15 protein-coding genes are annotated in these 22,535 nt (G+C 71.3%); 4 read left to right on the forward strand and 11 right to left on the reverse strand.

Annotation, left to right across the window (positions count from 1 at the left end):
• Positions 1-18 precede the first annotated feature (18 nt).
• The 3 genes from mqnP to OG710_RS11855 are packed head-to-tail and all read right to left on the reverse strand — an operon-like array spanning position 19 to position 3,216.
• Positions 19-936: a menaquinone biosynthesis prenyltransferase MqnP gene (mqnP, locus tag OG710_RS11845; RefSeq protein ID WP_330239302.1), complete on the reverse strand. Its 918-nt coding sequence runs from the start codon at positions 934-936 to the stop codon at positions 19-21.
• Positions 933-2,390, reverse strand: coding sequence for a menaquinone biosynthesis decarboxylase (locus OG710_RS11850; protein WP_330239303.1), 1,458 nt, complete (start codon positions 2,388-2,390; stop codon positions 933-935). Before OG710_RS11850 ends, mqnP begins: the two co-directional genes overlap by 4 nt.
• Positions 2,391-2,403: 13 nt before the next feature.
• Positions 2,404-3,216, reverse strand: a complete 813-nt coding sequence (locus OG710_RS11855) for an MHYT domain-containing protein (protein ID WP_330239304.1) — start codon at positions 3,214-3,216, stop codon at positions 2,404-2,406.
• A gap of 287 nt (positions 3,217-3,503) precedes the next feature.
• Between OG710_RS11855 and OG710_RS11860 the strand changes: the two genes are divergently transcribed.
• Complete coding sequence (locus OG710_RS11860; RefSeq protein ID WP_330239305.1) at positions 3,504-3,899, forward strand: PLD nuclease N-terminal domain-containing protein; 396 nt, start codon at positions 3,504-3,506, stop codon at positions 3,897-3,899.
• Positions 3,900-3,971: 72 nt separating this feature from the next.
• Here the strand turns inward: OG710_RS11860 and ccsB are convergent, their stop codons facing one another.
• The 7 genes from ccsB to hemL all read right to left on the reverse strand — a co-directional run bounded on the left by ccsB (position 3,972) and on the right by hemL (position 11,705).
• On the reverse strand, positions 3,972-5,060 hold the full coding sequence (ccsB, locus tag OG710_RS11865) for a c-type cytochrome biogenesis protein CcsB (protein WP_330239306.1): 1,089 nt from the start codon (positions 5,058-5,060) through the stop codon (positions 3,972-3,974).
• Positions 5,057-6,778 carry a cytochrome c biogenesis protein ResB gene (gene resB / locus OG710_RS11870; protein WP_330239307.1) on the reverse strand — a complete coding sequence of 574 codons (1,722 nt, stop codon included), beginning with the start codon at positions 6,776-6,778 and terminating at the stop codon, positions 5,057-5,059. Before resB ends, ccsB begins: the two co-directional genes overlap by 4 nt.
• 6 nt (positions 6,779-6,784) lie before the next feature.
• The gene (locus OG710_RS11875; protein ID WP_330239308.1) at positions 6,785-7,546 is read right to left on the reverse strand and encodes a cytochrome c biogenesis CcdA family protein; all 762 of its coding nucleotides are present in this window, start codon (positions 7,544-7,546) and stop codon (positions 6,785-6,787) included.
• Positions 7,547-7,550: 4 nt separating this feature from the next.
• Positions 7,551-8,159: a TlpA family protein disulfide reductase gene (locus OG710_RS11880; RefSeq protein WP_330239309.1), complete on the reverse strand. Its 609-nt coding sequence runs from the start codon at positions 8,157-8,159 to the stop codon at positions 7,551-7,553.
• A 67-nt stretch (positions 8,160-8,226) separates the two neighbouring features.
• Entirely contained in the window at positions 8,227-9,495 is a 1,269-nt protein-coding gene (locus OG710_RS11885) for a hypothetical protein (RefSeq protein ID WP_330239310.1), read from the reverse strand.
• 198 nt (positions 9,496-9,693) lie between these two features.
• A complete protein-coding gene (locus tag OG710_RS11890) occupies positions 9,694-10,392 on the reverse strand; it encodes a histidine phosphatase family protein (protein ID WP_330239311.1) in 699 nt (232 codons plus the stop codon).
• Positions 10,389-11,705 (reverse strand): glutamate-1-semialdehyde 2,1-aminomutase, encoded by a 1,317-nt coding sequence (gene hemL, locus OG710_RS11895; RefSeq protein ID WP_330239312.1) that lies wholly within the window; start codon positions 11,703-11,705, stop codon positions 10,389-10,391. The genes OG710_RS11890 and hemL overlap by 4 nt, the downstream gene beginning before the upstream one ends.
• 130 nt (positions 11,706-11,835) lie before the next feature.
• On the opposite strand from hemL, the gene OG710_RS11900 reads away from it, so the two are divergent.
• A complete protein-coding gene (locus tag OG710_RS11900; protein ID WP_330239313.1) occupies positions 11,836-12,426 on the forward strand; it encodes a hypothetical protein in 591 nt (196 codons plus the stop codon).
• Positions 12,427-12,474: 48 nt separating this feature from the next.
• Here the strand turns inward: OG710_RS11900 and OG710_RS11905 are convergent, their stop codons facing one another.
• Positions 12,475-13,827: an MFS transporter gene (locus OG710_RS11905; RefSeq protein WP_330239314.1), complete on the reverse strand. Its 1,353-nt coding sequence runs from the start codon at positions 13,825-13,827 to the stop codon at positions 12,475-12,477.
• A 761-nt stretch (positions 13,828-14,588) separates the two neighbouring features.
• Between OG710_RS11905 and OG710_RS11910 the strand changes: the two genes are divergently transcribed.
• On the forward strand, positions 14,589-20,666 hold the full coding sequence (locus OG710_RS11910; RefSeq protein ID WP_330239315.1) for an acyltransferase domain-containing protein: 6,078 nt from the start codon (positions 14,589-14,591) through the stop codon (positions 20,664-20,666).
• Positions 20,663-22,501 (forward strand): non-ribosomal peptide synthetase, encoded by a 1,839-nt coding sequence (locus OG710_RS11915; RefSeq protein WP_330239316.1) that lies wholly within the window; start codon positions 20,663-20,665, stop codon positions 22,499-22,501. Before OG710_RS11910 ends, OG710_RS11915 begins: the two co-directional genes overlap by 4 nt.
• Positions 22,502-22,535 lie beyond the last annotated feature (34 nt).

The following is a 22,535-nucleotide window of genomic DNA, read 5'->3' on the forward strand; positions in this document are numbered from 1 at the left end:
CAGGCTATCCGGCACCGCTCACACGGTGAGCCCGCGCACCACCAGGTCCAGCAGCGCGCACACGAACAGCGCGATGCCGATGAAGCCGTTGACCGAGAAGAACGCCCGGTTCAGCCGGGACAGATCGTGCGGCCGCACCACGCGGTGCTCGTACACGAAGGCCACCGCGACGACCGCCATGCCGATCCAGTAGAACGCCTGCGCGTCCGTGGCCAGCCCGAACCACACCAGCAGGGCCGTCGTCACCACGTGGCAGACCCGCGCGCCCCACAGCGCGGCCGGGATGCCGAAGCGCGCCGGGAAGGAGAGCACCCCGTGGGCCCGGTCCGCCCGCACGTCCTGGCAGGCGAAGATCAGGTCGAAGCCGCCGATCCAGATGCCGACCGCGAGCCCCAGGATCACCGCGTCCCACGACCAGCTGCCCGTCACCGCCAGCCAGGCCCCGATCGGCCCGATGGCCTGGGCGAGCCCCAGGATCGCGTGCGGGAAGTTCGTGAACCGCTTGCCGTACGGGTAGACCACCATCGGGACCACCGCGACCGGCGCCAGCGCCAGACAGAGCGGGTTCAGCAGGGCCGCCGCCCCGAGGAACACCACGAGCGCGACGAGCGCCCCCGTCCACGCCGACTTCACCGACACCGCGCCGGTGACCAGCTCGCGGCCGGCCGTGCGCGGATTACGGGCGTCGAGCTCACGGTCGATGATCCGGTTCGCCGCCATCGCGAACGTCCGCAGCCCGACCATCGCCAGCGTGACCAGCAGCAGCGTGCCCCAGTGGACGTGCTCGTCGAGCTGGAACATCGCGGTCAGGGCGGCGATGTAGGCGAAGGGCAGCGCGAAGACGGAGTGCTCGATCATGACGAGCCGCAGGAACGCCCTCACCTTGCCGCTCGGCTGCGCCGGCCCCGAACCGAGGGCCGCTTCGGCTGCGCTCACAGTCCGTATTCCTTCCACCGGCGGTCGACCAGCGTCGCCGTCTCCGGGTCCGACTCGACCATGTCCGGCCAGCCGCCGTCCCGCGTGTAGCCCTCCTCGGGCCACTTCTTCGTCGCGTCGATGCCGGCCTTGCCGCCCCAGAACTGCTGGTACGAGGCGTGGTCCAGGTGGTCGACGGGGCCCTCTGCGACCGTCAGGTCGCGCGCGTAGTCCGTGTTGCCCAGCGCCCGCCAGGCCACCTCGTGCAGATCGTGGACGTCGCAGTCGGAGTCCACGACGACGATCAGCTTCGTCAGCGACATCATGTGCGCGCCCCAGATGGCGCTCATCACCTTCTGCGCGTGCTTCGGGTACTTCTTGTCGATCGAGACGATCGCGCAGTTGTGGAAGCCGCCCGCCTCCGGCAGGTGGTAGTCCACGATGTCCGGGACGATGATCTTGAGGAGCGGCAGGAAGAACCGCTCGGTGGCCCGCCCCAGCGGGCCGTCCTCGGTCGGCGGCCGGCCCACCACGATCGACTGGAGCAGCGGCCGCTTCCGCATGGTCACGCAGTCGATGGTCAGTGCGGGGAACGGTTCCTGCGGGGTGTAGAAGCCGGTGTGGTCGCCGAACGGGCCCTCGGGCAGCATCGTGCCGGGCTCCAGCCAGCCCTCGATGACGACCTCGGCGTTGGCCGGGACCTGGAGCGGCACGGTCTTGCAGTCCACCATCTCGATCCGCTTGCCCTGGAGGAACCCGGCGAACAGGTACTCGTCGATCTCCTCGGGCAGCGGCGCGGTGGAGGCGTAGGTGACGGCGGGCGGCGCGCCGAACGCGACCGCGACGGGCAGCCGTTCCCCGCGCCGGGCGGCGACCTGGTAGTGGTTGCGGCTGTCCTTGTGGATCTGCCAGTGCATCCCGATGGTGCGCCGGTCGTGGCGCTGGAGCCGGTAGAGCCCGAGGTTGCGGACGCCGGTCTCCGGGTGCTTGGTGTGGGTGAGGCCCAGGTTGAAGAAGGAGCCGCCGTCCTTGGGCCAGGTGAACAGCGCGGGCAGCCGGTCCAGGTCGACGTCGTCGCCGGTGAGGACGACCTCCTGGACGGGGGCGTTCTCGCCCTTCACCTTCTTCGGCGGTACGTGGACCATCGAGCCGAGCTTGCCGAACGCCTCCCGGACGCCGACGAAGCCCTGCGGCAGTTCGGGCCGGAGCAGCCCGCCGATCTTCTCGCCGATCTCGGCGTAGGACGTGAGCCCGAGCGCCTTGAGCAGCCGCTTGTCGGTGCCGAAGACGTTCATGGCCAGGGGCATGGAGGAGCCCTTGACGTTCTCGAAGAGCAGCGCGGGGCCGCCGGCCTTGTTCACCCGGTCGACGATCTCGCCGATCTCCAGGTGGGGGTCGACCTCGGCCTTGATGCGCTTGAGCTCGCCCTCGCGCTCCAGGGCCCGGAGGAGGGAACGAAGATCGTCGTAAGCCATGGCGCCCAGTCTGTCATCCCACCGGTCGCGGGCCACCGGTGGCCGGGCCCGCGAGGGGGTCGGCGGCGAGCGCGGGGGCCCGGTCGTCGCCGAGGACCAGGTCCGGGTCGAACATGACGATGGTCGCCGCGACGACGAGCATCACGAACGGACCGGCCACCATGGTGAGCAGGAAGGCGAGCTGGTCGATCGAGGACTGGGCGGACGCGGCCGACGAGGGGTCCACGTGGACGCTCACGGCGGCCATGCCGGTGTAGTGCATCCCGGTGACGGCGATGCCCATGACGAGGCTGGCCCCGAGGCTGGCCCACAGGCCGCGGATGGAGACCGCCGCCCACAGGGCCGCGGTGGCGGCGGCCACGGCGATGAGCACGGACAGGGCGACGGTCGGCACGGAGTACTCCATGGTGCCGTGCACCCGCATGGCGGCCATGCCGATGTAGTGCATGCCGGCCACGCCGAGGCCCATGAACACCCCGGCGGCCGTCAGGACCTTGGGCTGCGAGCCCCGGTGGCCGACGAGGAAGACGCCCACGGCGGTGACCACGATGGCGACGACGAGGCTCAGCACGGTGAGCCCGGTGTCGTACGAGATGTCCGAGCCCTCGGCCCGGAAGCCCATCATCGCGATGAAGTGCATGGTCCAGATGCCGCAGCCGAGCGAGACGGCGGCCAGGGACAGCCAGCCGTTGCTGTTGCCCCGGTCCCGGCGCAGCAGGGACCGCACGGTGCAGCGCAGTCCGAGCGCGGACCCCAGGCAGGCCATCAGGTAGGCGGCGACGGGCGTCACCGCGCCGTAGTGGAACTCGGTCACCGTGGCGGCCACGACGCGATCCTTTACTCAAGAGTTCCATCGGGACGGGACACCGGGGAACGGCTGAACTGGGCGGTCGCAGACGGCGGACCGCGCCGCCCAATCAACCACATGCCGCTCATCACCCTGAACTTATGATCTTGTGGTGATTATCACGCGCTGATCCGCTATGCGGCTTTTCACAGAGAAGGGGGAGAACCGTCCGCGGCGGTGGCCCGGTCCGGACCACCGGTTACCCTGGGCGCGTCACCGGGGCGGTGCGCTGCCCCGCCGAATCTCCGCTGGGGGACCTTTCCACGATGCTCCGGGCACTGATCTACCTTCTGCCGCTGGCGCTGACGATCTTCGCGTTCATCGACTGCCTCAACACCCCCGAGGACGAGGCCAAGCACCTGCCCAAGATCGCCTGGGTGTTCATCATCCTGCTGTTCTGGGTCGTCGGCCCGATCGTCTGGCTGGCCGCCGGCAAGGTCCGCGGGGCGCCCGCCGGGGGTGGTACGCCCTCCGAGTGGCACCGCGGCCGGCGCCGGCAGTGGGTGGCGCCGGACGACAACCCGGACTTCCTGAACTCCCTCAAGGGGGAGAACAAGCCGGACGAGAAGAAGGACGAGGCGCTCCTCAAGGACTGGGAGGCGGACCTGCGCCGCCGCGAGGAGGAGCTGAAGCGCCGCGAGAACGACAGCGACGCCTCGTAGCGCCTGCCCCCTGTACGCCGACTGCCCGCCACCGGAGGTCCGGTGGCGGGCAGTCGGCGTACAGGGCAGGGATCAGACGCCGGCGTAGGAGTGCTTGCCGGTGACGAAGATGTTGACGCCGTAGTAGTTGAACAGCCAGCAGCCGAAGGCGATCATGGCCAGGTAGGCGGCCTTGCGGCCCTTCCAGCCGGCCGTGGCGCGGGCGTGCAGATAGGCGGCGTAGGCGACCCAGGTGATGAAGGACCAGACCTCCTTGGGGTCCCAGCCCCAGTAGCGGCCCCAGGCGTCGCCCGCCCAGATCGCGCCCGCGATGATCGTGAACGTCCACAGCGGGAAGACGGCGGCGTTGATCCGGTACGAGAACTTGTCGAGGCTGGACGCGGCGGGCAGCCGGGACAGCACGGACCGCGCGAAGGCGCTCGGCTCCCCGCCGCTCGCGAGCTTGTTCTCGTAGCTGTCGCGGAAGAGGTAGAGCAGCGTGCCGACGGCGCCGATGTAGAAGACGGCGCCGCAGGTGATGGCGGTGGAGACGTGAATCCACAGCCAGTACGAGTGCAGCGCGGGCACCAGCTGGTCGCTGTCGGTGTAGAGCCAGGTGGTGGCGATGCCGAGGTCCAGCAGGACGGTGGTGACCAGCACCAGACCCATCCAGCGGACGTTCTTCTTCAGCACCAGCAGGGTGAGGTACGTTCCGACCGCCACCGTGGAGAAGGTGATGGAGAACTCGTACATGTTGCCCCAGGGCGCGCGCCGCACGGACATCGCGCGGGCGACGACACCGGCCGCCTGCACGAGGAACGCCAGCACGGTCAGCGAGACCGCGATCCGTCCGTAGAGGTCGCCCTTGAACGTGCCGCCGGCGGCGCCGGGGCCGTCCGGCACGTCACGCGATCCGGCCGCGGCGCGGGTGACGACCTTCGGCCGCTCCAGTACGGCGGTGCTCCCGCCCTTGGCGGTGGCCTGGACCCGCACCGGGTCGGCCGCGGCGGTGGCTTCCTCGGTGGTGAGCGCGGCGGCGGTGCGGCCGACCTTGCTGCGGCTGCCGAACACCCACTCCGCGATGTGCGCGAGGAAGGCCAGCGTGTAGACGGCCATCGAGGAATAGATCAGCACATTGCTGGTGTGTGCCAGGTTCTCGTTGGTTGCGGCGGCGAGATTCACTTCTCAGCCCCTTCGGCGGGTTCTACGGAGGACGCCTCGGCGACGTCGCTGTCGGTGCCGGGCGCGGTGGGCGCCTCGGCGTTGAGCATGACCGCGAGGTCGGCCAGCTCCTCGGGAAGCTTCGCGGACTCGCTGCGGCCGAGTCCGGCCATCTCGACGACGGTGATCCCGTCGTCGCCGCGTACGGCCCGCAGCCAGACGCGTCGGCGCTGGATGAAGAGGGAGCCGGCCAGGCCGGCGATGGCGGCGACGGCGCCGGTGAGCGCCCAGCCGCTGGCGGGCTGCTTGGAGATCTGGAAGCTCGCCCACTCCTGGAGGCCTTCGAAGGTGATGGAGCCCGCGCCGTCGGGCAGTTCCATCGTCTCGCCGACGAGGAGGCGCTGCTTGAGCTTCTCGCCCTTGGCGTCCTTGAACTCCTTCATCTTGGACGTGTCGAGCTGGTACACGTTCTGCGCGATGCCGGAGTCCACGCCGAGCGAGCCGTGGTAGCCGTTCAGCGCGAGGACGGGGAAGTCGGCGGCCGGGAACTGCGACCACATGGTGCCCTTGCCCTTGCCGGCGAAGGTCGGCACGAAGAACGCCTGGAAGCCCAGCTGCTCCTTCTTGCCGTTCTTGTCGCGGTAGCCGTCCAGCACCTTGATGGCGCCGCTGGAGGTGACGTTGTTGTCCAGGGGCAGCAGCGGGACGGCGGTCCGGTAGACCTCCTTGCCCCGGCCGTCCTTGACGGAGATGACGGGCGCGTAGCCGTGGGCGTTGAGGTAGACCTTGGTGCCGTCGACGTCGAGGGGCTCGTTGACCTTGATGACCTTCTTCTGCGGCTTGCCGTACGCCCCGTCCGAGAACGTCACGTGCGCCTCGTACGTGCGCGGGGTGCCGATCTGCGGTCCGCTGCGTTCGTACGTACCGATGAAGTCGTCCAGGACGAAGCTGAACGGGGTCAGCTCGTCGTTGTCGAAGAGCGTGCCGGCCTTGAAGTCGTCGTACTGGGTGATCGTGTTGGCGAAGCCGTCGCCCTCGACGACGAGCTTGGCGCCCTCGGACTTGAAGAGCTGCCCCCAGGCGAAGGCGATGAGCATCACGATGAGCGCGACGTGGAAGACCAGGTTGCCGGCCTCGCGCAGATAGCCCTTCTCGGCGGCGACGGCGTCCCCGGCGACATGGGCCCGGTAGCGGCGCTTGCGGACGACGGCGAGCGCGGCCTCGTGGACCTCCTCGGGGGTCGCCTCGGTGCGCCAGGTGGTGTACGCGGGCAGCCGGGTGAGGCGCTTGGGGGCGCCCGGCGGGCGGCTGGTGAGCTGGCCGACGAAGGTGGCGGTGCGCGGGACGATGCAGCCGATGAGCGAGATGAACAGCAGGAGGTAGATCGCGGAGAACCACACCGAGCTGTAGACGTCGAAGAACTGGAGCTTCTCGTAGATCGGCGTGACGACGGTGTGCGCGTCCTTGAAGGTCTGCACCTTCATCTCGTCCACGCTGTTCTGCGGGATCAGCGAGCCGGGGATGGCGCCGAGGGAGAGCAGGAAGAGCAGGATCAGCGCGACCCGCATGGAGGTGAGCTGGCGCCAGAACCAGCGCGCCCAGCCGACGACGCCCATGGCGGGCAGGTTGGCGAGGGCCTCCTCGCGGGGGGCGGTGGAGAGCTGGGAACCGGCGGCGCCCAGCTCAGCGGCGTTCTCCCGGTCCCGGTCCTGGGAGGGGTTGGACGTGGTGTTGCTCATTGGTACTCAGATCCCCACCTGGAAGTCGGCCGACCAGCCCTGCAGATCCTGCATCATGCTGCTCCACACACCGGTCAGCAGGAGCAGCCCGGTCACGATCATCATGCCGCCGCCGATGCGCATGACCCACGCGTAGTGGCGCTTGACCCAGCCGAACGCGCCGAGCGCCTTGCGGAAGGCGACGGCGGCGAGCACGAAGGGAATGCCCAGGCCCATGCAGTAGGCGACGGTCAGTATGGCGCCGCGCCCGGCGGTGCCCTGCTCGATGGCGAGCATGGACACCGAGCTGAGCGTGGGCCCCAGGCACGGGGTCCAGCCGATGCCGAAGAGGGCGCCGAGCAGCGGGGCGCCGACCAGGCCGGTGACCGGCTTGCGGTGGATGCGGAACTCGCGCTGGGTCATCCAGGGCATCAGGCCCATGAAGAAGACGCCCATCAGGACCATCAGCACGCCGAGGACCTTGGTGAGCGGTCCGCTGTTCGCCTGGAGGGTGTCGCCGAAGTAGCCGAAGAGGGCGCCGCCGGAGACGAACACGGCGGTGAACCCGGCGACGAAGAGCGCGGCCCCGGCGGCCATCCGGCCGCGCCGGGCCTCGGCCAGGTCGGCGCCGCTGATCCCGGTGACGTAGCTCAGATAGCCGGGGACCAGGGGCAGGACGCAGGGCGAGAAGAACGAGACGAGTCCGCCGAGCAGGGCGATCGGCAGGGCGACCAGCAGGGCCCCGTTGAGGACCGTTTCGTTCTGCATGGCGGCGGCGAGGGTGATCACCTGATCACTTCTCCGCGATCAGCGGGTCGATCATCTTGCGCAGCTGGACGTCGTCGAGCGGGCCCACGTAGCGGGCGGCGAGCTTGCCCTCCCGGTCGATGACGACGGTCGACGGGATGGACTGGAGCCGGAACGTGCCCTTGGGGAAGCGGAGCAGGAGCTTCCCGGTCGGGTCGTAGAAGCTGGGGTAGGTGACCCCGAAGTTCTCCTCGAAGCTGGCGGCGTTGCTCCGGGAGTTGTCCCGGGTGTTGACGCCGACGAACCGCACGCCCTGGTCCTCGGTGGCCTCGGAGACCTTCTTGAAGTACTTCGCCTCCAGCCGGCACGGGGCGCACCAGGAGCCCCAGGCGTTGAGGACGATGATCTTGCCCTTGTAGTCGGCGAGGTCGAGCTGCTTGCCGTCCACGGTGGGGCCGTCGAGCTTCGGCGCGTCGGCGCGCTTGCCCTTGGGCGCGGTGGCGATTCCGCTGGTGCCCGTGACGAAGTTCGTGTCGCCGCCGCCGCTGACCTGGTCGCCGGAATCGCAAGCGGTCAGGGTCAGCGCGAGCGCGGCTGCCGTCAGGGGGGCGGCGAGCAGGGTGAAGCGGCGTCGGGGTGCGCGGCCAAGGCTCATGTGAAAAGTTTCGCATGGCGGTTCCGGGGATCTTGGGCACCCCCCTCGGTGCCCGTAAAGCCCGTTGTCAGGCTTGTTTAAAGAAGGCGTTCCAACCGCCTGCGGGAGCCTCGCCCACCTGGAGTGTACGGAGCTTGGTGAGGACCGCCGGGTCCTGTACGTCGAGCCAGTCGACGAACTGCCGGAAGGAGACGAGACGCACATCGGGTTTTCCGGCGATGTGCTTGAGCGCGTCCTCGACGGCGTCCATATAGATACCGCCGTTCCACTCCTCGAAGTGGTTTCCGATGTAGAAGGGCGCGCGATTCGTCTCGTAGGCGCGCTTGAATCCGCTGAGGTACGACTGCGTGGCCTGCTGGCGCCAGCCGGGATAGCGGGACGGCATTCCCTTGGTGGAGTTGAGGGACTGGTTGGCGAGGATGTTGTAGTCCATGGAGAGGACTTCGAAGGTGTGGCCGGGGAAGGGGATGCCCTGGAGCGGCAGGTCCCAGATGCCCTGGCGCTTGCTGGGCCAGACCTGGGTGCCGCCGGGTGAGCTGGCGTCGTAGCGCCAGCCGAGCTTCTTCGCGGTGGGCAGCAGGTTGTCCTGGCCGAGCAGACAGGGGGTGCGGCCGCCGACGAGTTCCTTGCGGTAATCGAAGGGGAGCGGTTCGACGTCGGTCCAGCCGGTGTTGGTGCGCCATTCGGTGACGAAGGAGATCGCCTGGTCGATTTCGCTCTGCCACTGGGCCGGGGTCCAGTTGCCGACCGATCCGGAGCCGGCGCAGAAATGCCCGTTGAAGTGGGTGCCGATCTCGTGGCCGTCGAGCCATGCCTGCCGGACGTTCCGAAGCGTGTCCTTGATATGGGCGTCGGTGAGATAGCCGATGTCGGAGGCGCCCACGCGGTTGTTCGGGGGGCGGTAGCGGGATTTCTTCGATTCCGGGAGCAGATAGAGACCGGAGAGGAAGAAGGTCATCGACGCGTCGTGCTCGCGGGCGAGTTCCAGAAAGCGGGGGAAGAGCCCGTTGCCGACCTCGCCGGCCCCGTCCCAGGAGAAGATCACGAACTGCGGCGGCTTCTGGCCGGGCTCCAGCGGTACGGGGGCCTGCGGCTGCTTGGGCTGCTTTCCGGTGTCGGCGGTGGAACCGTCACCGATGGCGCGGACGTGTTTCCCGGTGCCCGAACCCTTCGGGGTGCCGTCGGCCTTCTGTCCGGTGGCTCCCTTGTCGGGGCCGGCGCTGTTCTCCGCGGGGCCGGCGCCGGACGAGCCGGTGATGCCGCACCCCGCCATTCCGGCGGCGGCCGCGGCCCCGAGACCGGCTCCCAGCAATCCCCTTCGGCTGATCTCACGCATGCGGCTTCCCATCTGCGGTCGTTTTGCCTTAAGTCCATACAAACTGGCAATCGCTTAGATGGGAGGAGCCACACGGAGGTTCCCCCGGATAGCACAAAATTCTTTACGAAACCAGCCCCCGGCGTTGACCGAACATAGAACCTAATATCGTCCGGGGGCCGCTCCGTCCAGAGTTACCGCAGGAATCGCCGGCCGCCCCTACGCCCCGAACCCCTTGGACGCGCCCTTCACCGGCTTCGCGCCCGCCCGCAGATGCGCCGGGACCAGATCGATGGCCGGCTCCGAGTAGCCCACGGACACGATCTTGTCGCCCCGATAGGTGAAGCTGGTCACCGAGGCGAGGGTGCACTGCCGCTTGCGCGGGTCGTGCCAGAGCCGGCGGCGCTCCACGAAGCTGCGGACGATCCAGATCGGCAGCTGATGGCTGACGCAGACCGCCTCGTGCCCCCGGGCCGCGTCCTTCGCCGCGTCGAGCGCGCCCATCATCCGGACGACCTGCTCGATGTACGGCTCCCCCCACGAGGGGCGGAACGGGTTCGTCAGGTGCTTCCAGTTGTCCGGCTTGCGCAGCGCGCCGTCCCCGACGCCGAAGGTCTTGCCCTCGAAGACGTTGGCGGCCTCGATGAGCCGCTCGTCGGTGGCGAGGTCCAGGCCGTGCGCCTTGGCGATGGGCGTCGCGGTCTCCCGGGCGCGCTCCAGCGGGGAGGCGACGGCGTACGTGATGTCGCGCTTCGCCAGGTGCTCGGCGACCCGGTCGGCCATCTTCCGGCCCAGCTCGGAGAGGTGGTAGCCGGGCCGACGGCCGTACAGCACGCCCTCCGGGTTGTGCACCTCGCCGTGGCGCATCAGATGGACCACGGTGATGTCACCGGCGGAGCCGGCGGGTTTCTCGCTCATGCGGTGGCCTCCGATGCGGCACGGGCGGCGGCGGGCAGGGCGGCGGCGATGCGCTCGACGGCCTGCGCGTCGTGGGCGGTCGAGACGAACCACGACTCGAACGCGGACGGCGGGAGGTAGACCCCCTGCGCCAGCATCGAGTGGAAGAACGGGGTGTAGCGGAAGGCTTCCTGGCGCTTGGCGTCCTCGTAGTCACGGACGGGCCCGTCCGTGAAGAACACGGAGAACATGTTGCTCGCCGCCTGCACGGTGTGCGCCACGCCCTCCTTGTCCAGGGCGGCGCTCACCAGGCCCCGGATCTCGGCGGACACCGCGTTCACCTTCTCGTACGCGGCGTCGTCCAGGAGCCGCAGCTGCGCGAGCCCGGCGGCGGTGGCGACCGGGTTCCCGGAGAGCGTGCCCGCCTGGTAGACGGGGCCGGCCGGGGCCAGGTGCGCCATCACGTCGGCGCGCCCGCCGAACGCCGCGGCCGGGAAGCCGCCGCCCATGACCTTGCCGAAGGTCATCAGGTCGGGCCGGACGCCGTCCACGCCGAACCAGCCGGCCTTCGAGGTACGGAATCCGGTCATCACCTCGTCGGAGATGTACAGGGCGCCGTGGGCGGCGCACAGCTCCTTGAGCCCCGCGTTGAACCCGTCCAGCGGCGGGACGACGCCCATGTTGCCGGGCGACGCCTCGGTGATCACGCAGGCGATCTCGCCGGGGTGCGCGGCGAACGCGGCGCGCACGGCCTCCAGGTCGTTGTACGGCAGCACGATCGTGTCGCCCGCCTGCGCGCCGGTGACCCCCGGCGTGTCGGGGAGGCCGAAGGTCGCGACGCCGGAGCCGGCGGCGGCCAGCAGGGCGTCCACATGGCCGTGGTAGCAGCCGGCGAACTTCACGACCTTGGCCCGGCCCGTGAAACCGCGCGCGAGGCGGATCGCGGACATGGTCGCCTCGGTCCCCGACGACACCAGGCGCACCTGCTCCACCGGCTCGACGCGCGCGACGATCTCCTCGGCGAGCGCGACCTCGCCCTCACCGGGCGTACCGAACGAGGTGCCGCGGGCGACGGCCTCCTGGACTGCGGCGATCACCTCGGGGTGGGAATGGCCGAGAATCATCGGCCCCCACGAGCACACGAGGTCGACGTATTCCCGTCCATCGGCGTCGGTCAGGTACGGACCGGTACCGGACACCATGAACCGGGGCGTACCGCCCACGGCCCGGAATGCCCGGACGGGAGAGTTCACGCCGCCGGGCGTCACGAGGGACGCGCGGTCGAAAAGCGTCTGCGAAACTGGGGCGTCATAGGGAAAGCTCACACATGCCATGGTGTCAGAGGTACGGACGGTCTTTGCGGACAGGTGTTTCACCGCACGCCCGTGGGGGAGGTCACTGACACGATGATCGGGTTGCGCGGCGGGGGCTGTGCCTCCTAGTGAGTAGTCGGGTGGATGAGATATGCATCGCGGTGGCGAAGTGGGCGAGGGGACGGACGGTCCGGCCGAGCCGGCCCGGCGGGGCCGGCACCGGCGCGACGCTGAGCAGGCGCAGGGCATACAGGCCGGTGAGGCGCGGACAGGCGGTGGAGCCGGAAGCAGGAGTGGTGGCCGGGTGGGGGTGACCTACAAATACTTCGGGGCTCCCGACGGGGCCACCGCCGCGCGGGTGCCGATCTCCATGCGGCCCGAGGAGCTCGGCGGCGACGAGCTGGGCATGGGCGGCCTCTTCACCAAGATCAAGCCGGAGACGATGGCCGCGATGGTCCTCACCGGCATCCAGGGCATACCGCTGCACAAGGTCCCGCCACTCGAACTGGTCGTCCTGCATCCCGACTACGCGGTGGTCAAGCTCCCGATGACGGTCGTCGACCCGCTGCGCGGGGTGGGCGAGGAGTCCGTGGGCGCGGCCGCCTTCATCTGGTCCACCGTCCCGGACCGGGGCGGCCCGAGCGACGCCTTCAACGTGTACCAGCTGCTCCACGAGTGGCAGGACTTCTCGCACCGGCTGCACGAGGCGGGGCACCAGGCGTACTGCCTGGTCTGGCCCTGACGGCCCGCCCCGCCCCGTCTCTTCACGGACTCCGGCCCGGTGGCCGGGCTATGCCGCCCGCCGCCGGGCGAACGTGATGGCGGCCGCCCCGGCCACACAGGCGAGCGCGGCCGTCAGATAGGCCAGGTGGTAGCCGGTGAGCCGGTCGTCGCTCGTCGCCGCGACCAGCACCAGGACGGCGACGCCGACGCTGGAGCCGATCTGCTGGGCCACGACGTTCACCGCGCCGGCGACCGCGTGTCCCTCCGGCTCGACGCCGCTGAGGCCGGCGGAGGTCATCGAGGGGAAGTTCAGCCCCTGGCCGATACCGCTGAGCACCAGCCCCGGCAGCACGTACAGCGCGTAGCCGCCGTGGTGCGGGGTGCTCATCCACAGCCCCGTGCCCACCCCGATCAGGACCAGCCCGACCGCCATCAGCGTGTACGGGCTGTACGTGGCCAGCAGGCGACCGGTGGCGTAGTTGGCGGTGAGGAACACGGCCAGCGACATCGGTACCAGCGCCAGACCGGACTCGAACGGCGAGTAGTCCAGCATCCCCTGGAGATACAGGGGCGCGAAGAACAGCATGCCGACCGAGGCCATGTACTGGAGGAACGCCGCCAGGCTCGCCGCCCGCACCGACGGGACGCGGAAGAGACCGAGCGGCAGCACCGGGTCGGCGGTGCGCAGTTCGCGGACGACGAAGAGCACCAGGAAGACCGCCGCCGCGCCGAGCGCGGCCCACACCACCGCGCCGCTGCTGCTCACGCCGACGACCAGCAGGGTGAGGCCGAGCGTTCCCGATATCGCGCCCGGCAGGTCCAGGCGCCCGCCGCGTCCGGTCCCGTCCGGCAACCCGGCGCGCGTCGCGGCCAGTACGGCGGCTCCCACCGCGACCGAGAACCACAGCACCGAGCGCCAGCCGAAGAACTGGGTCAGCACGCCGCCCAGCATCACCCCACCGCTGAAGCTCGCGGCGCCCACCGCCGCGTACACGCTGAACGCCCGGTTGCGGGCCGGGCCGGCCGGGAACACCTCGGTCAGCAGAGCCAGCGCGGCCGGACCGGACAGCGCCGCGCCGATGCCCTGCGCCGCCCGCGCGCCGAGCAGCACCGCGATGTCGGGCGACACGGCTCCGACCAGGGCGGCGGCGGTGAACAGGGCGATCCCGGCCTCGAACACCCGTCGCCGGCCGAACACATCGGCCAGCCGGCCGCCGACCAGCAGGAAGCCGGCGAAGGTCACGGCGTACGCGATCATGACCCACTGGAGCGTGGTGTCGTCCAGGTCGAACTGCTCCCCCACGGACGGCAGGGCCGCGTTGAGCACCCCGAGCCCGCTCACGTCCAGGGCGAGCGCCCCGGCCAGGACACCGAGCGCCAGGCCCGGACGCCGGTGCGGCTTCACCTCCGTACCCGTCATGCTGCCCTCCCGGCGGGGGACGCCGTGACCGGCCGTCGCCTCGGGCATCCGGGTAAGCGCGCGTCGGCACCGGCCCGGTCCGGTGTGTGGTTCGTGAATTTCATCCGAGCAGCTTGCAGTGCCACCCCGCCGCTGTCCAGGTGACCCGATCCAGTCATCCAGGGGTCTTATTCGAGCCACCGCGTCTTTCCGTCCCGGTAGGCACTCTTGTCTCTCCATTGCCCGAGTGGCACTCTGATGCTCACCGGTCGGGCAAGTGCCTCCGTCCACGTCATTCCGAATACCCCTTGACCTGGACGCATCGAATGCGGGAACGCATCGGCCGGCAGCGCGACGAGGTGTTCGGCTCCGCCCGCACGTCACAAGCACTGCGCGGTCGCGGATCAGCACGGCCAGGAAAACCCGGTGGCTGGACCGCCGGCAGTGATCCTGAATCAGATCGCGGTCTGATTCAGCCAGGACGGGTTGACGGGGGTTGGGTCTCGGTGCGCGTACTCGTATGTCGGCAGCCATGTCTCGTTGCCCTTCCGGGCACCCACGAGGGTGCCGGAAAGGCTGCCCGCCGGGTGACCCCGTACGGCACCCCACCCACGACGGAAGAGTGACTTCCGCTCCTCTCCCCGCCCGAGACCGGACATCCGGGCCCGGCCGCCCCCGCGCGAGCCGGTGATCCCAGGGCTCGCCGTCCGGTGCCCACGCACGGGTACCACCACCCTTTTCCCACCACTCGTACATTTCATTTGTCCTGCCGAGGAGCCGAAATGCCCCACGAGCACGCAGCACGAGATGTGCACTCCGTATCGGAATTCCTTCTTTCGCGCATCGCCGAAGTACTGGACGTGCCCCGGAACACGCTGGACCGCTGGGGGCCGATGCATCAGTACGGCCTGGAATCGCTGAAACTCGCGACCATTTCCGCCTCGCTGTCCGAATTTCTCGGCCGGAAGGTTCCGCTCACCTGGATGTGGCAGTACCCGACCGTCGACGCGCTGGCCCGCGCGCTCGTCGAGGGCCCCGGAGCGGCGGAGGAGGCGGGCCCGGCCCTCGGCGAGCGCCGGGGGGCGGTCAACGAGCCCGTCGCGATCGTGGGCATCGGCTGCCGGTTCCCCGGCGGGCCCGACCCCGCCTCGTTCTGGCAGCTGCTCACCGAGGGCCGGGACGCCGTGGGGCCGGTACCGGCGGCCCGGCGCGCGCTGCTGGGCGACGCGGTGCGCTGGGGCGGCTTCATCGACGACATCGACCGCTTCGACCCGCTGTTCTTCGGCATCTCGCCCCGCGAGGCCGTCCAGATGGACCCGCAGCAGCGGCTGGTCCTCGAACTGGCCTGGGAGGCGCTGGAGGACGCGGGGGTCGCGCCGCACAGCCTCATCGGCAGCGACACCGGTGTGTTCATGGCCTCCTGCTGGGGCGACTACGCGGCGCTGGCGCACTACCGCGGCCCGGACGCCCACATCACCCCGCACACCGCGACCGGGATGCACGACGGCATCATCGCCAACCGGGTCTCCTACGTCCTGGGCCTCCAGGGCCCGAGCATGGCCATCGACGCGGCCTGCGCGGGATCGCTGGTCTCCGTGCACGTCGGCTGCCAGTCGATCTGGTCGGGCGAGAGCGAACTCGTGCTCGCCGGCGGGGTGAACCTGAGCTTCGTCTCCGACTACTACACCGCCATGGCCGCGATGGGGGCGCTCGCCCCGGACGGCCGCTGCAAGTCGTTCGACGCACGGGCCGACGGCTATGTGCGCGGGGAGGGCGCCGGGGTCGTCGTACTCGCCCCGCTGAGCGTCGCCCTGGAGCGCGACCTGCCGGTCTACTGCCTGATCAAGGGCAGTTCGTCCAACAACGACGGCCTGAGCAACGGCATGACCGCGCCGAACCCGCAGGCCCAGGAGCTGATGCTCCGCAACGCCTACCGCCGGGCCGGCATCGCGCCGTCGCTGGTGGACTACATCGAGTGCCACGGCTCCGCGACGCCGCTGGGCGACCCGATCGAGGCCAACGCCATCGGCGCGGTCCTGGGCGGGGACCGGGCGCAGCCGCTGCGGCTCGGCTCCGTCAAGTCCAACGTCGGACACCTGGAGGCGGCGGCCGGGATCGTCGGCCTGGTCAAGCTGGCGCTGTCGATGCGCAACGGCGTGCTGCCGCCCAGCCTGCACTACGCCTCCCCCAACCCGCAGATCATGTTCGACACCTACGGGATGACGGTCCAGGACCGGCTGGAGCCGTGGACCCGCCGCTCCGACGCGCGCCGGGGCGGCGTCAGCTCGTTCGGCTTCGGCGGGGCGATCTGCCATGTCGCCGTCGAGGAGCTGCCCCGGTCCGAGAGCTCGCTCCTGCTGCTGGCCGAGGACTCCGAAGAGGCCCTGGCCGCACGGGTGTCCGCACTGCGCGAGGCCGACGACCTGCGGACGGTCTGCGCCGCGGCGCCCGGCGACGGCGGCTTCCGGCTCGCGGCGACGGCCCGCGACATGCCCGAACTCCGGTCCCGGCTCGACGCGTTCACGGCCGGCACGGACATGGACGGACTGAGCGTCGGACGTCCGGCCGCCGGGGAGGTGGAGAGGCGCGCGCCGCGCGTGGCGTTCCTGTTCTCCGGCAACGGCTCGCAGTGGGTGGGCATGGGCCGGCAGCTGCTCGCCGGGATGCCGGTGTTCCGGCGGTCGATGATGCGGTCCGACCGGCGGATGCGGAAGCTGCTGGGCTTCTCGCCGGTCGACCAGCTGCTGGCGGCGGATGGCCGTATCGACGACATGGACGTCTTCCAGCCGCTGCTGTTCAGCATCCAGGTCGCGCTCACCGACGCCTGGCGGTCGCTGGGGGTCGAGCCGGACGTCGTGGTGGGGCAGAGCGTCGGCGAGTTCGCGGCCTCGCACATCGCCGGCGCGCTCGACTTCGAGGACGCCTCCCTGCTGGCCGCGAGCCACGGCAGGCTCCTCCAGCAACTGGCGGTCGGCCGGGGCGACGGCATCGTCGTGACGGCCGGCGCCGACGCCGTGCGGAAGTACCTGACCGGCCGGCTGGCGATCGCCGGCCGCAACGGCCTCGCGTCCACCCTGGTCACCGGTACGCCGCAGGAGATCGACACCCTGGTCGAGCGGCTCACCGCCGACGGCGTCACCAGCCACCGGGTACGGATGGGCCACGCCCCGCACTCCTCGCTGGTCGACCACGTCCTCGACCCGCTGCGGCTCGAACTCGAGGGCATCCGGCCCCGCACGACCCGCGTCCCGATGATCTCGACGGTGACCGGTGAACCGGTGGACGGCGCGGAACTGGGGCCGGACTACTGGGCGGACAACCTGCGCGGGGAGATCCGCGTGGTGGACGCGCTGACGGCGCTGCGCGAGCACGACGTGGACACGGTGATCGAGATCAGCCCGCACCCCGTGCTCCTCAAGTCCGTGGCGGAGATCCTGCCCGCGGCCACGCTGCCCTCGCTCCGGCGGGGCGCCGACGAGGCCGGCACGCTGCTCGGCTCGCTCGGCGCGCTGCACGCCGCCGGACTCGCCGTCAGGCCCGGCCCGTTCACCGCGGGCGACCGGGGACGGCACGTCACGCCCGGCCGGGGCGAGGTCGCGCCCGACGACCGGCCGCACCTCGTCCCGGTGACGGCGCGCACGGCGGCCGCGCTGGCCGACACCTGCCGCGAACTGTCCAGCCACGTCGAACGGGACACCGGGCTGCGGGTCGCCGACCTCGCGTACACGCTCGCCACCAGGCGCACCCACCACGGTCACCGGGTGGCGCTGTTCGCCCGCAACCGCCAGGACGTCCTGGACGGGCTCGCGCGGGTCGCCTCCGGCCGGCCGCACCCCGACGTCGTCACGGGCACGGTCGCCGGTAACACCGACCGGCGGGTGGCGCTGGTCTTCTCCGGCGGCGGCACGCAGTGGGTCGGCATGGGGCGGGAGCTGATGCGCTCGCACGCCGGGTTCCGGGCCTCGATGCGGGCCTGCGACGCCGCGGTGCGGGCGGCGGGCGGCTGCTCGGTGCTCGACGAGCTGGCGGCCCCGCCCGAGCGGGCCAGGTTCGAGGAGATGGACTTCCAGCAGCCGGTCCTGTTCGCCCTCCAGGTCTCGCTGGCACGGGTGTGGCTCGGACTCGGCGTCGAACCGACCGCCGTCGTCGGGCACAGCCTGGGTGAGGTCGCGGCCGCCTGCGTGGCGGGCTCGCTGTCCCTGGAGGACGCCGCCCGCGTGGTCGTCGCCCGCTCGCACCTGCTGGAGCGCAAGGCGGAGGCCGGGGCGATGATCGCGGTCGACCTGCCGGAGCACGACCTGCTGCCGAGGCTGGCGCCGTACGCCGGGCGCGCGGCGATCGCCGTGGTGAACAGCCCCACCAGCGCGGCCGTCTCCGGCACGCCCGAGGCCGTCGCCGCCCTGGAGGCGGACCTGCTGCGGGACGGCGTGTCGGTCAGGCGCATCCGGGTCGAACGCCCCGTGCACGGCCCCGGCATGGACCCCCTGATCGAGCCGCTGCGCGAGCGCATCGCCGGCATCACCCCGCTGACGGGCACCATCGACTTCCGCTCCACCGCCCTGGCCGGCGCGGTGAACCCGGTCACCGACGTCGACTACTGGGTGCACAATCTGCGCGACCAGGTCCGGTTCGCCGAGACGATCGGCGCACTCGTGGACGACGGCGTCGGCACCCTGATCGAGATCGGCCCGCACGAGACGCTGCGCGGCGCGGTCGAGGAGATCGCCCTGACGCGCGGCGCCCGGGTGCACGCGATCAGCTCGCTGCGACGCAACGAGAGCGATGTCCGCTGCCTGCTGGAGGCGGCCGCCTCGCTGTACGTCAGGGGGCTGCCGCTGACGTACGACTCGCTGTTCGACGAGGACGTCGAGGTCGTGGAAACCCCGCTCGTCCAGTGGCAGAAGGACCGCTACTGGCTGGAGGACGCGGCGCCCGGACCCCGCACCGCACCGGCCCCGGCGGCCACCGCCCCGGCAGCGGCCCCGGCGTCGGTCCCGGCACCGGTCGCCGCCCCCGTCGCGGCCCCTGTCGCCGCCCCCGCGCCCGTGGAGAGCAGGCCGCTGGAGGACGTCGTCCTCGACGAGATAGCCGACGCGCTCGGCGTACCGGCCACCGGTTTCCACGACGGCGCGACCCTGCGGGACTTCGGGCTCGACTCGATGCTGGCGATACGGCTCGTCAACCGGCTCCAGGCGCTGTTCGGGCAGCGCGTGTCGCCCGTGGTGTTCCTGGACGGACGCTCACTGTTCGAGGTGGTCGCGCATGTCGTCGCCACGGTCGGCGGAGCGGCCCAGGCCCCTGCATCCGCCTCCGCCTCCGCCCCGGCGGCCGTACCGGAACAGCGGGCCCCGGCCCCGCGGCCCGCCGGCCGGACCGCGCGTGCCTTCCTCGACACCCTGTCCGAGCTGGACGCCGAGGAGCTGGTGGAGGAGCTGGCCGCGCGCGGGTTCCTGGAGCCCACCGACGCCCCGGCCGCCGAGCAGCTGAGCGCCGAGGGGCTCGGTTTCGAGCTGGCGCCCGCGTCGCACGGGCAGGCATCCCTCTGGTTCATGCAGCAGGTCGACCCGGACGCCGTCCCCTACAACTTCATGGTGACCGCCCGCATCCGGGCCGCCGTGGACGAGGAGGCGCTGGAGGACGCCGTACGGGCCGTGGTCGCGCGCCACCCCGCCCTGCGCACCCTGTTCGTGGAGGCGGGCGGCAGCCCGGCCCAGCTCATCCTGGACGACCCGGTCTACGAGTTCACCGTGGTGGACCGCCCGGACCTGGACGACGAGCAGGCCCGCGAGGAGCTGGCCGTCCACGGGCACCGGCCGCTCGACCTGGACGAAGGACCGCTGGTGCGGGTGGTGCTGCTGCGGCGCGGCCCGGCCGACCACCATCTGCTGGTCCTGGTGCACCACATCGCGTCGGACGCCGCGTCGGCCGACGTCATGATCCGCGAACTCCAGGAGTTCTACGGCGGCGCCGACCCGGCCGGGAGCGGCCCCGCCGCCCCGTACACCGAGTTCGTGGCGGCGGAGCGGGAGTGGCTGGCCGGTCCTGCAGCCGGGACCGCGCTGGACTGGTGGTCGCGGCAGCTGGCCGATCCGCCCGCACGCCTCGACCTGTCGACCGGGGAGCGACCGCCCGGCGTCACCTACGAGGGCCGCGACCTCGCCTTCCGCTGGAGCGCCGAGGAGTCCCGGCTGCTGCGCGAGTTCGCGGTGCGCGAGGGGGTGTCGGTCAGCACCGTCGTCCTGGCCGGGTTCTTCGCCACGCTCAACCGGGCCGCGGCGGTCGAGGACGCGGTGCTGGCCACCGCCATCGCCCAGCGCGGCGAGCCCGGCCGGGAGTCGGCCATCGGCTACTACCTGAACACCGTGCTGGTGCGCGCCCGGCCGTCCGGTGAGCGCGGCTTCCGCGAACTGCTGGGCGAGGTGCACGCCTTCTCGCTCGGGCTCGTGGAGCACATGAACTACCCGCTCGACCTGCTGGCATCCGAGCTGAAGCCGGTCAGGGCCGAGGGCCGGTCGCCGTGGTTCGACGTGGTCGTGAACTGGCTGTCGTCGGACGCCTTCCCGCGCTCCGTGAAGCTCTTCCACGGCGTCGGCTCGACCGTCGACCCGGACGGCGCCCTGCCGCTGGAACCCGTACAGGTACGCAGGCACCTCGCCAAGTTCGACCTGGAGATCTCGATGGCCGACATCGACGGCGAGGTCGCCGGCCACGTCCAGTACAAGCCCGACCACCTGGAGCGCGAGGCCGTGACGGACCTGCTGGCGCTCTACCGCACCGTGCTCTTCGACTCGATCGCCCGACCGGACCTGGCGCTGCGGGACATCGCGCCGGGCAGCCGACCCGAGGAGACAGACAAGTGACCGACACGCTGCACTCCGCATTCATCGAGCAGGCGGCCAAGGACCCGCAGGCGCCCGCCGTCTACTCCGACGCCGGCGTCCTGAGCTACGGCGAACTGGACACCCGCTCCCGCGTCCTGGCCGAACGGCTCGTCGCGGACGGGGCCGGGCCCGGTGTCCCGGTGGGCATCTGCGTCGAGCGGACGCCCGATCTGCTCGTCGCCCTGCTGGCGGTCCTGCGCGCCGGCTCCTGCTATCTGCCGCTGGACCCGGCGTACCCGGCCGAGCGGCTGGACTTCATGGTCCGCGACAGCGGCACCCGGCTGCTGCTGACCACCCCCGCCTCGCGGGCCAACTGCCCGGCCGGGCCCACCGTGGTCCTGCTGGACGGGACCGCGACGACCGAGCCCGGTGAGCGGCCGGTGCCGGTGGTGCCCGGCGACACCGCGTACATCATCTACACCTCGGGGTCCACCGGGCGGCCCAAGGGCGTGGCCATCCACCACCCCGGCTGCGTCGCCATGCTGGCCGAGCTGGACCGGCTCTTCGCCGGCTGCGACCTCAGCGGGGTCTCGGCGGCGAGTTCGGTCTGCTTCGACATGTCCGTGATGGAGATCTTCGGCGCCCTGTGCCGGGGCGGCGCGGTGATCCTGGTGGAGAGCGCCGTCCATCTGCCGGAGAGCCCGTACGCCGACCGGATCACCCACCTCAACGTCGTCCCTTCGGTGATGAACGGGCTGCTGGACGCCTCCTGCCTGCCGCCGAACGTGCGGACCGTCGTGTTCGGCGGCGAGCCGCTGCGGCGCAAGCTGGTGGACCGGGCCTACCGCGAGACGGGCGCCGAGCGGGTCTTCAACGCGTACGGCCCGACCGAGGGCACCGTCTTCTGCTCGTTCAAGCGGGTGCCGCGCGACGGGACGGACGAGCCCACCATCGGCACGCCCTCGCCGGGCGTCCGCGCCTACGTGCTCGACGAACACCAGCGCCGGGTGGCCCCCGGCGAACCGGGCGAACTCTGCATCGGCGGGGTCGGCCTCGCCCACGGCTACGTCAACCGGCCCGAGACCACGGCCGACCGGTTCGTGCCGGACCCGTTCCTGCCCGGCGAGCGCATGTACCGCACCGGGGACCTCGTGTCGTTCACCGACGACGGCGAACTGCGCTTCGCCGGCCGCGCCGACCACCAGGTCAAACTGCGCGGCTACCGCATCGAGCTGGAGGAGGTCGAGGCCCGGCTCACCGGCTGCCCCGGCGTCCGGGAGGCCGCCGCGACCGTGACCGGCCGCAGGCTCGTCGGCTACGTCGTCCCCGAGGACGGCGCACCGGACGGCACACCGGGCGGTGTCCGCCTCGACGCCGCCCTCCAGTCCGCCGTCACCGCGCGGCTGGCCGCCGAACTGCCCGACTACATGGTGCCCGCGACGATCGTCCGCCTGGACGCGCTGCCGCTGACGCCGGGCGGGAAGCTCGACCGGGCCGCGCTGCCCGAACCGCCCGCCGCCACCGCCGAATCCGGGCGCCCGCTGCTGGCCGCCGCCACGCCGACCGAGGTGGCGCTGTCCGAGATCTGGGGGCAGCTCCTGGACCTCGAACCGGCGTCCATCGACGTCCGGTCCGCCTTCTACGACCTGGGCGGCGACTCTCTGCTGCTCATCCGGCTGGCCCGGCTGACGACCCGGCGGTTCGGCCGCCGCGTGCGGGTGCCCGACCTGTTCAGTTTCCGCGACATCTCCTCCCTCGCCCGCTGGCTCGACGACGAGAGCGGCGCCACCCCCGAGGTGGTCGCCTCGGCGCGCCGTCGCGCCGGCACCCGACGCGCCGCCCTGCGCGGGCGCGGCAACTCCACCGGCAGCTGAGACATCCCGACTCACGACCCGAAGAGGAGCCTTC

Source organism: Streptomyces sp. NBC_00525 (genome assembly GCF_036346595.1).
In the GTDB taxonomy this organism is placed as follows: domain Bacteria; phylum Actinomycetota; class Actinomycetes; order Streptomycetales; family Streptomycetaceae; genus Streptomyces.

Coding starts and splice junctions, on each gene's coding strand:
- OG710_RS11850 (WP_330239303.1), bottom strand. CDS start 2,390: ATGGCTTACGACGATCTTCGTTCCCTCCTCCGGGCCCTGGAGCGCGAG.
- OG710_RS11860 (WP_330239305.1), top strand. CDS start 3,504: ATGCTCCGGGCACTGATCTACCTTCTGCCGCTGGCGCTGACGATCTTC.
- resB (WP_330239307.1), bottom strand. CDS start 6,778: ATGAGCAACACCACGTCCAACCCCTCCCAGGACCGGGACCGGGAGAAC.
- OG710_RS11880 (WP_330239309.1), bottom strand. CDS start 8,159: ATGAGCCTTGGCCGCGCACCCCGACGCCGCTTCACCCTGCTCGCCGCC.
- OG710_RS11885 (WP_330239310.1), bottom strand. CDS start 9,495: ATGCGTGAGATCAGCCGAAGGGGATTGCTGGGAGCCGGTCTCGGGGCC.
- OG710_RS11890 (WP_330239311.1), bottom strand. CDS start 10,392: ATGAGCGAGAAACCCGCCGGCTCCGCCGGTGACATCACCGTGGTCCAT.
- hemL (WP_330239312.1), bottom strand. CDS start 11,705: ATGGCATGTGTGAGCTTTCCCTATGACGCCCCAGTTTCGCAGACGCTT.
- OG710_RS11900 (WP_330239313.1), top strand. CDS start 11,836: ATGCATCGCGGTGGCGAAGTGGGCGAGGGGACGGACGGTCCGGCCGAG.
- OG710_RS11905 (WP_330239314.1), bottom strand. CDS start 13,827: ATGACGGGTACGGAGGTGAAGCCGCACCGGCGTCCGGGCCTGGCGCTC.
- OG710_RS11910 (WP_330239315.1), top strand. CDS start 14,589: ATGCCCCACGAGCACGCAGCACGAGATGTGCACTCCGTATCGGAATTC.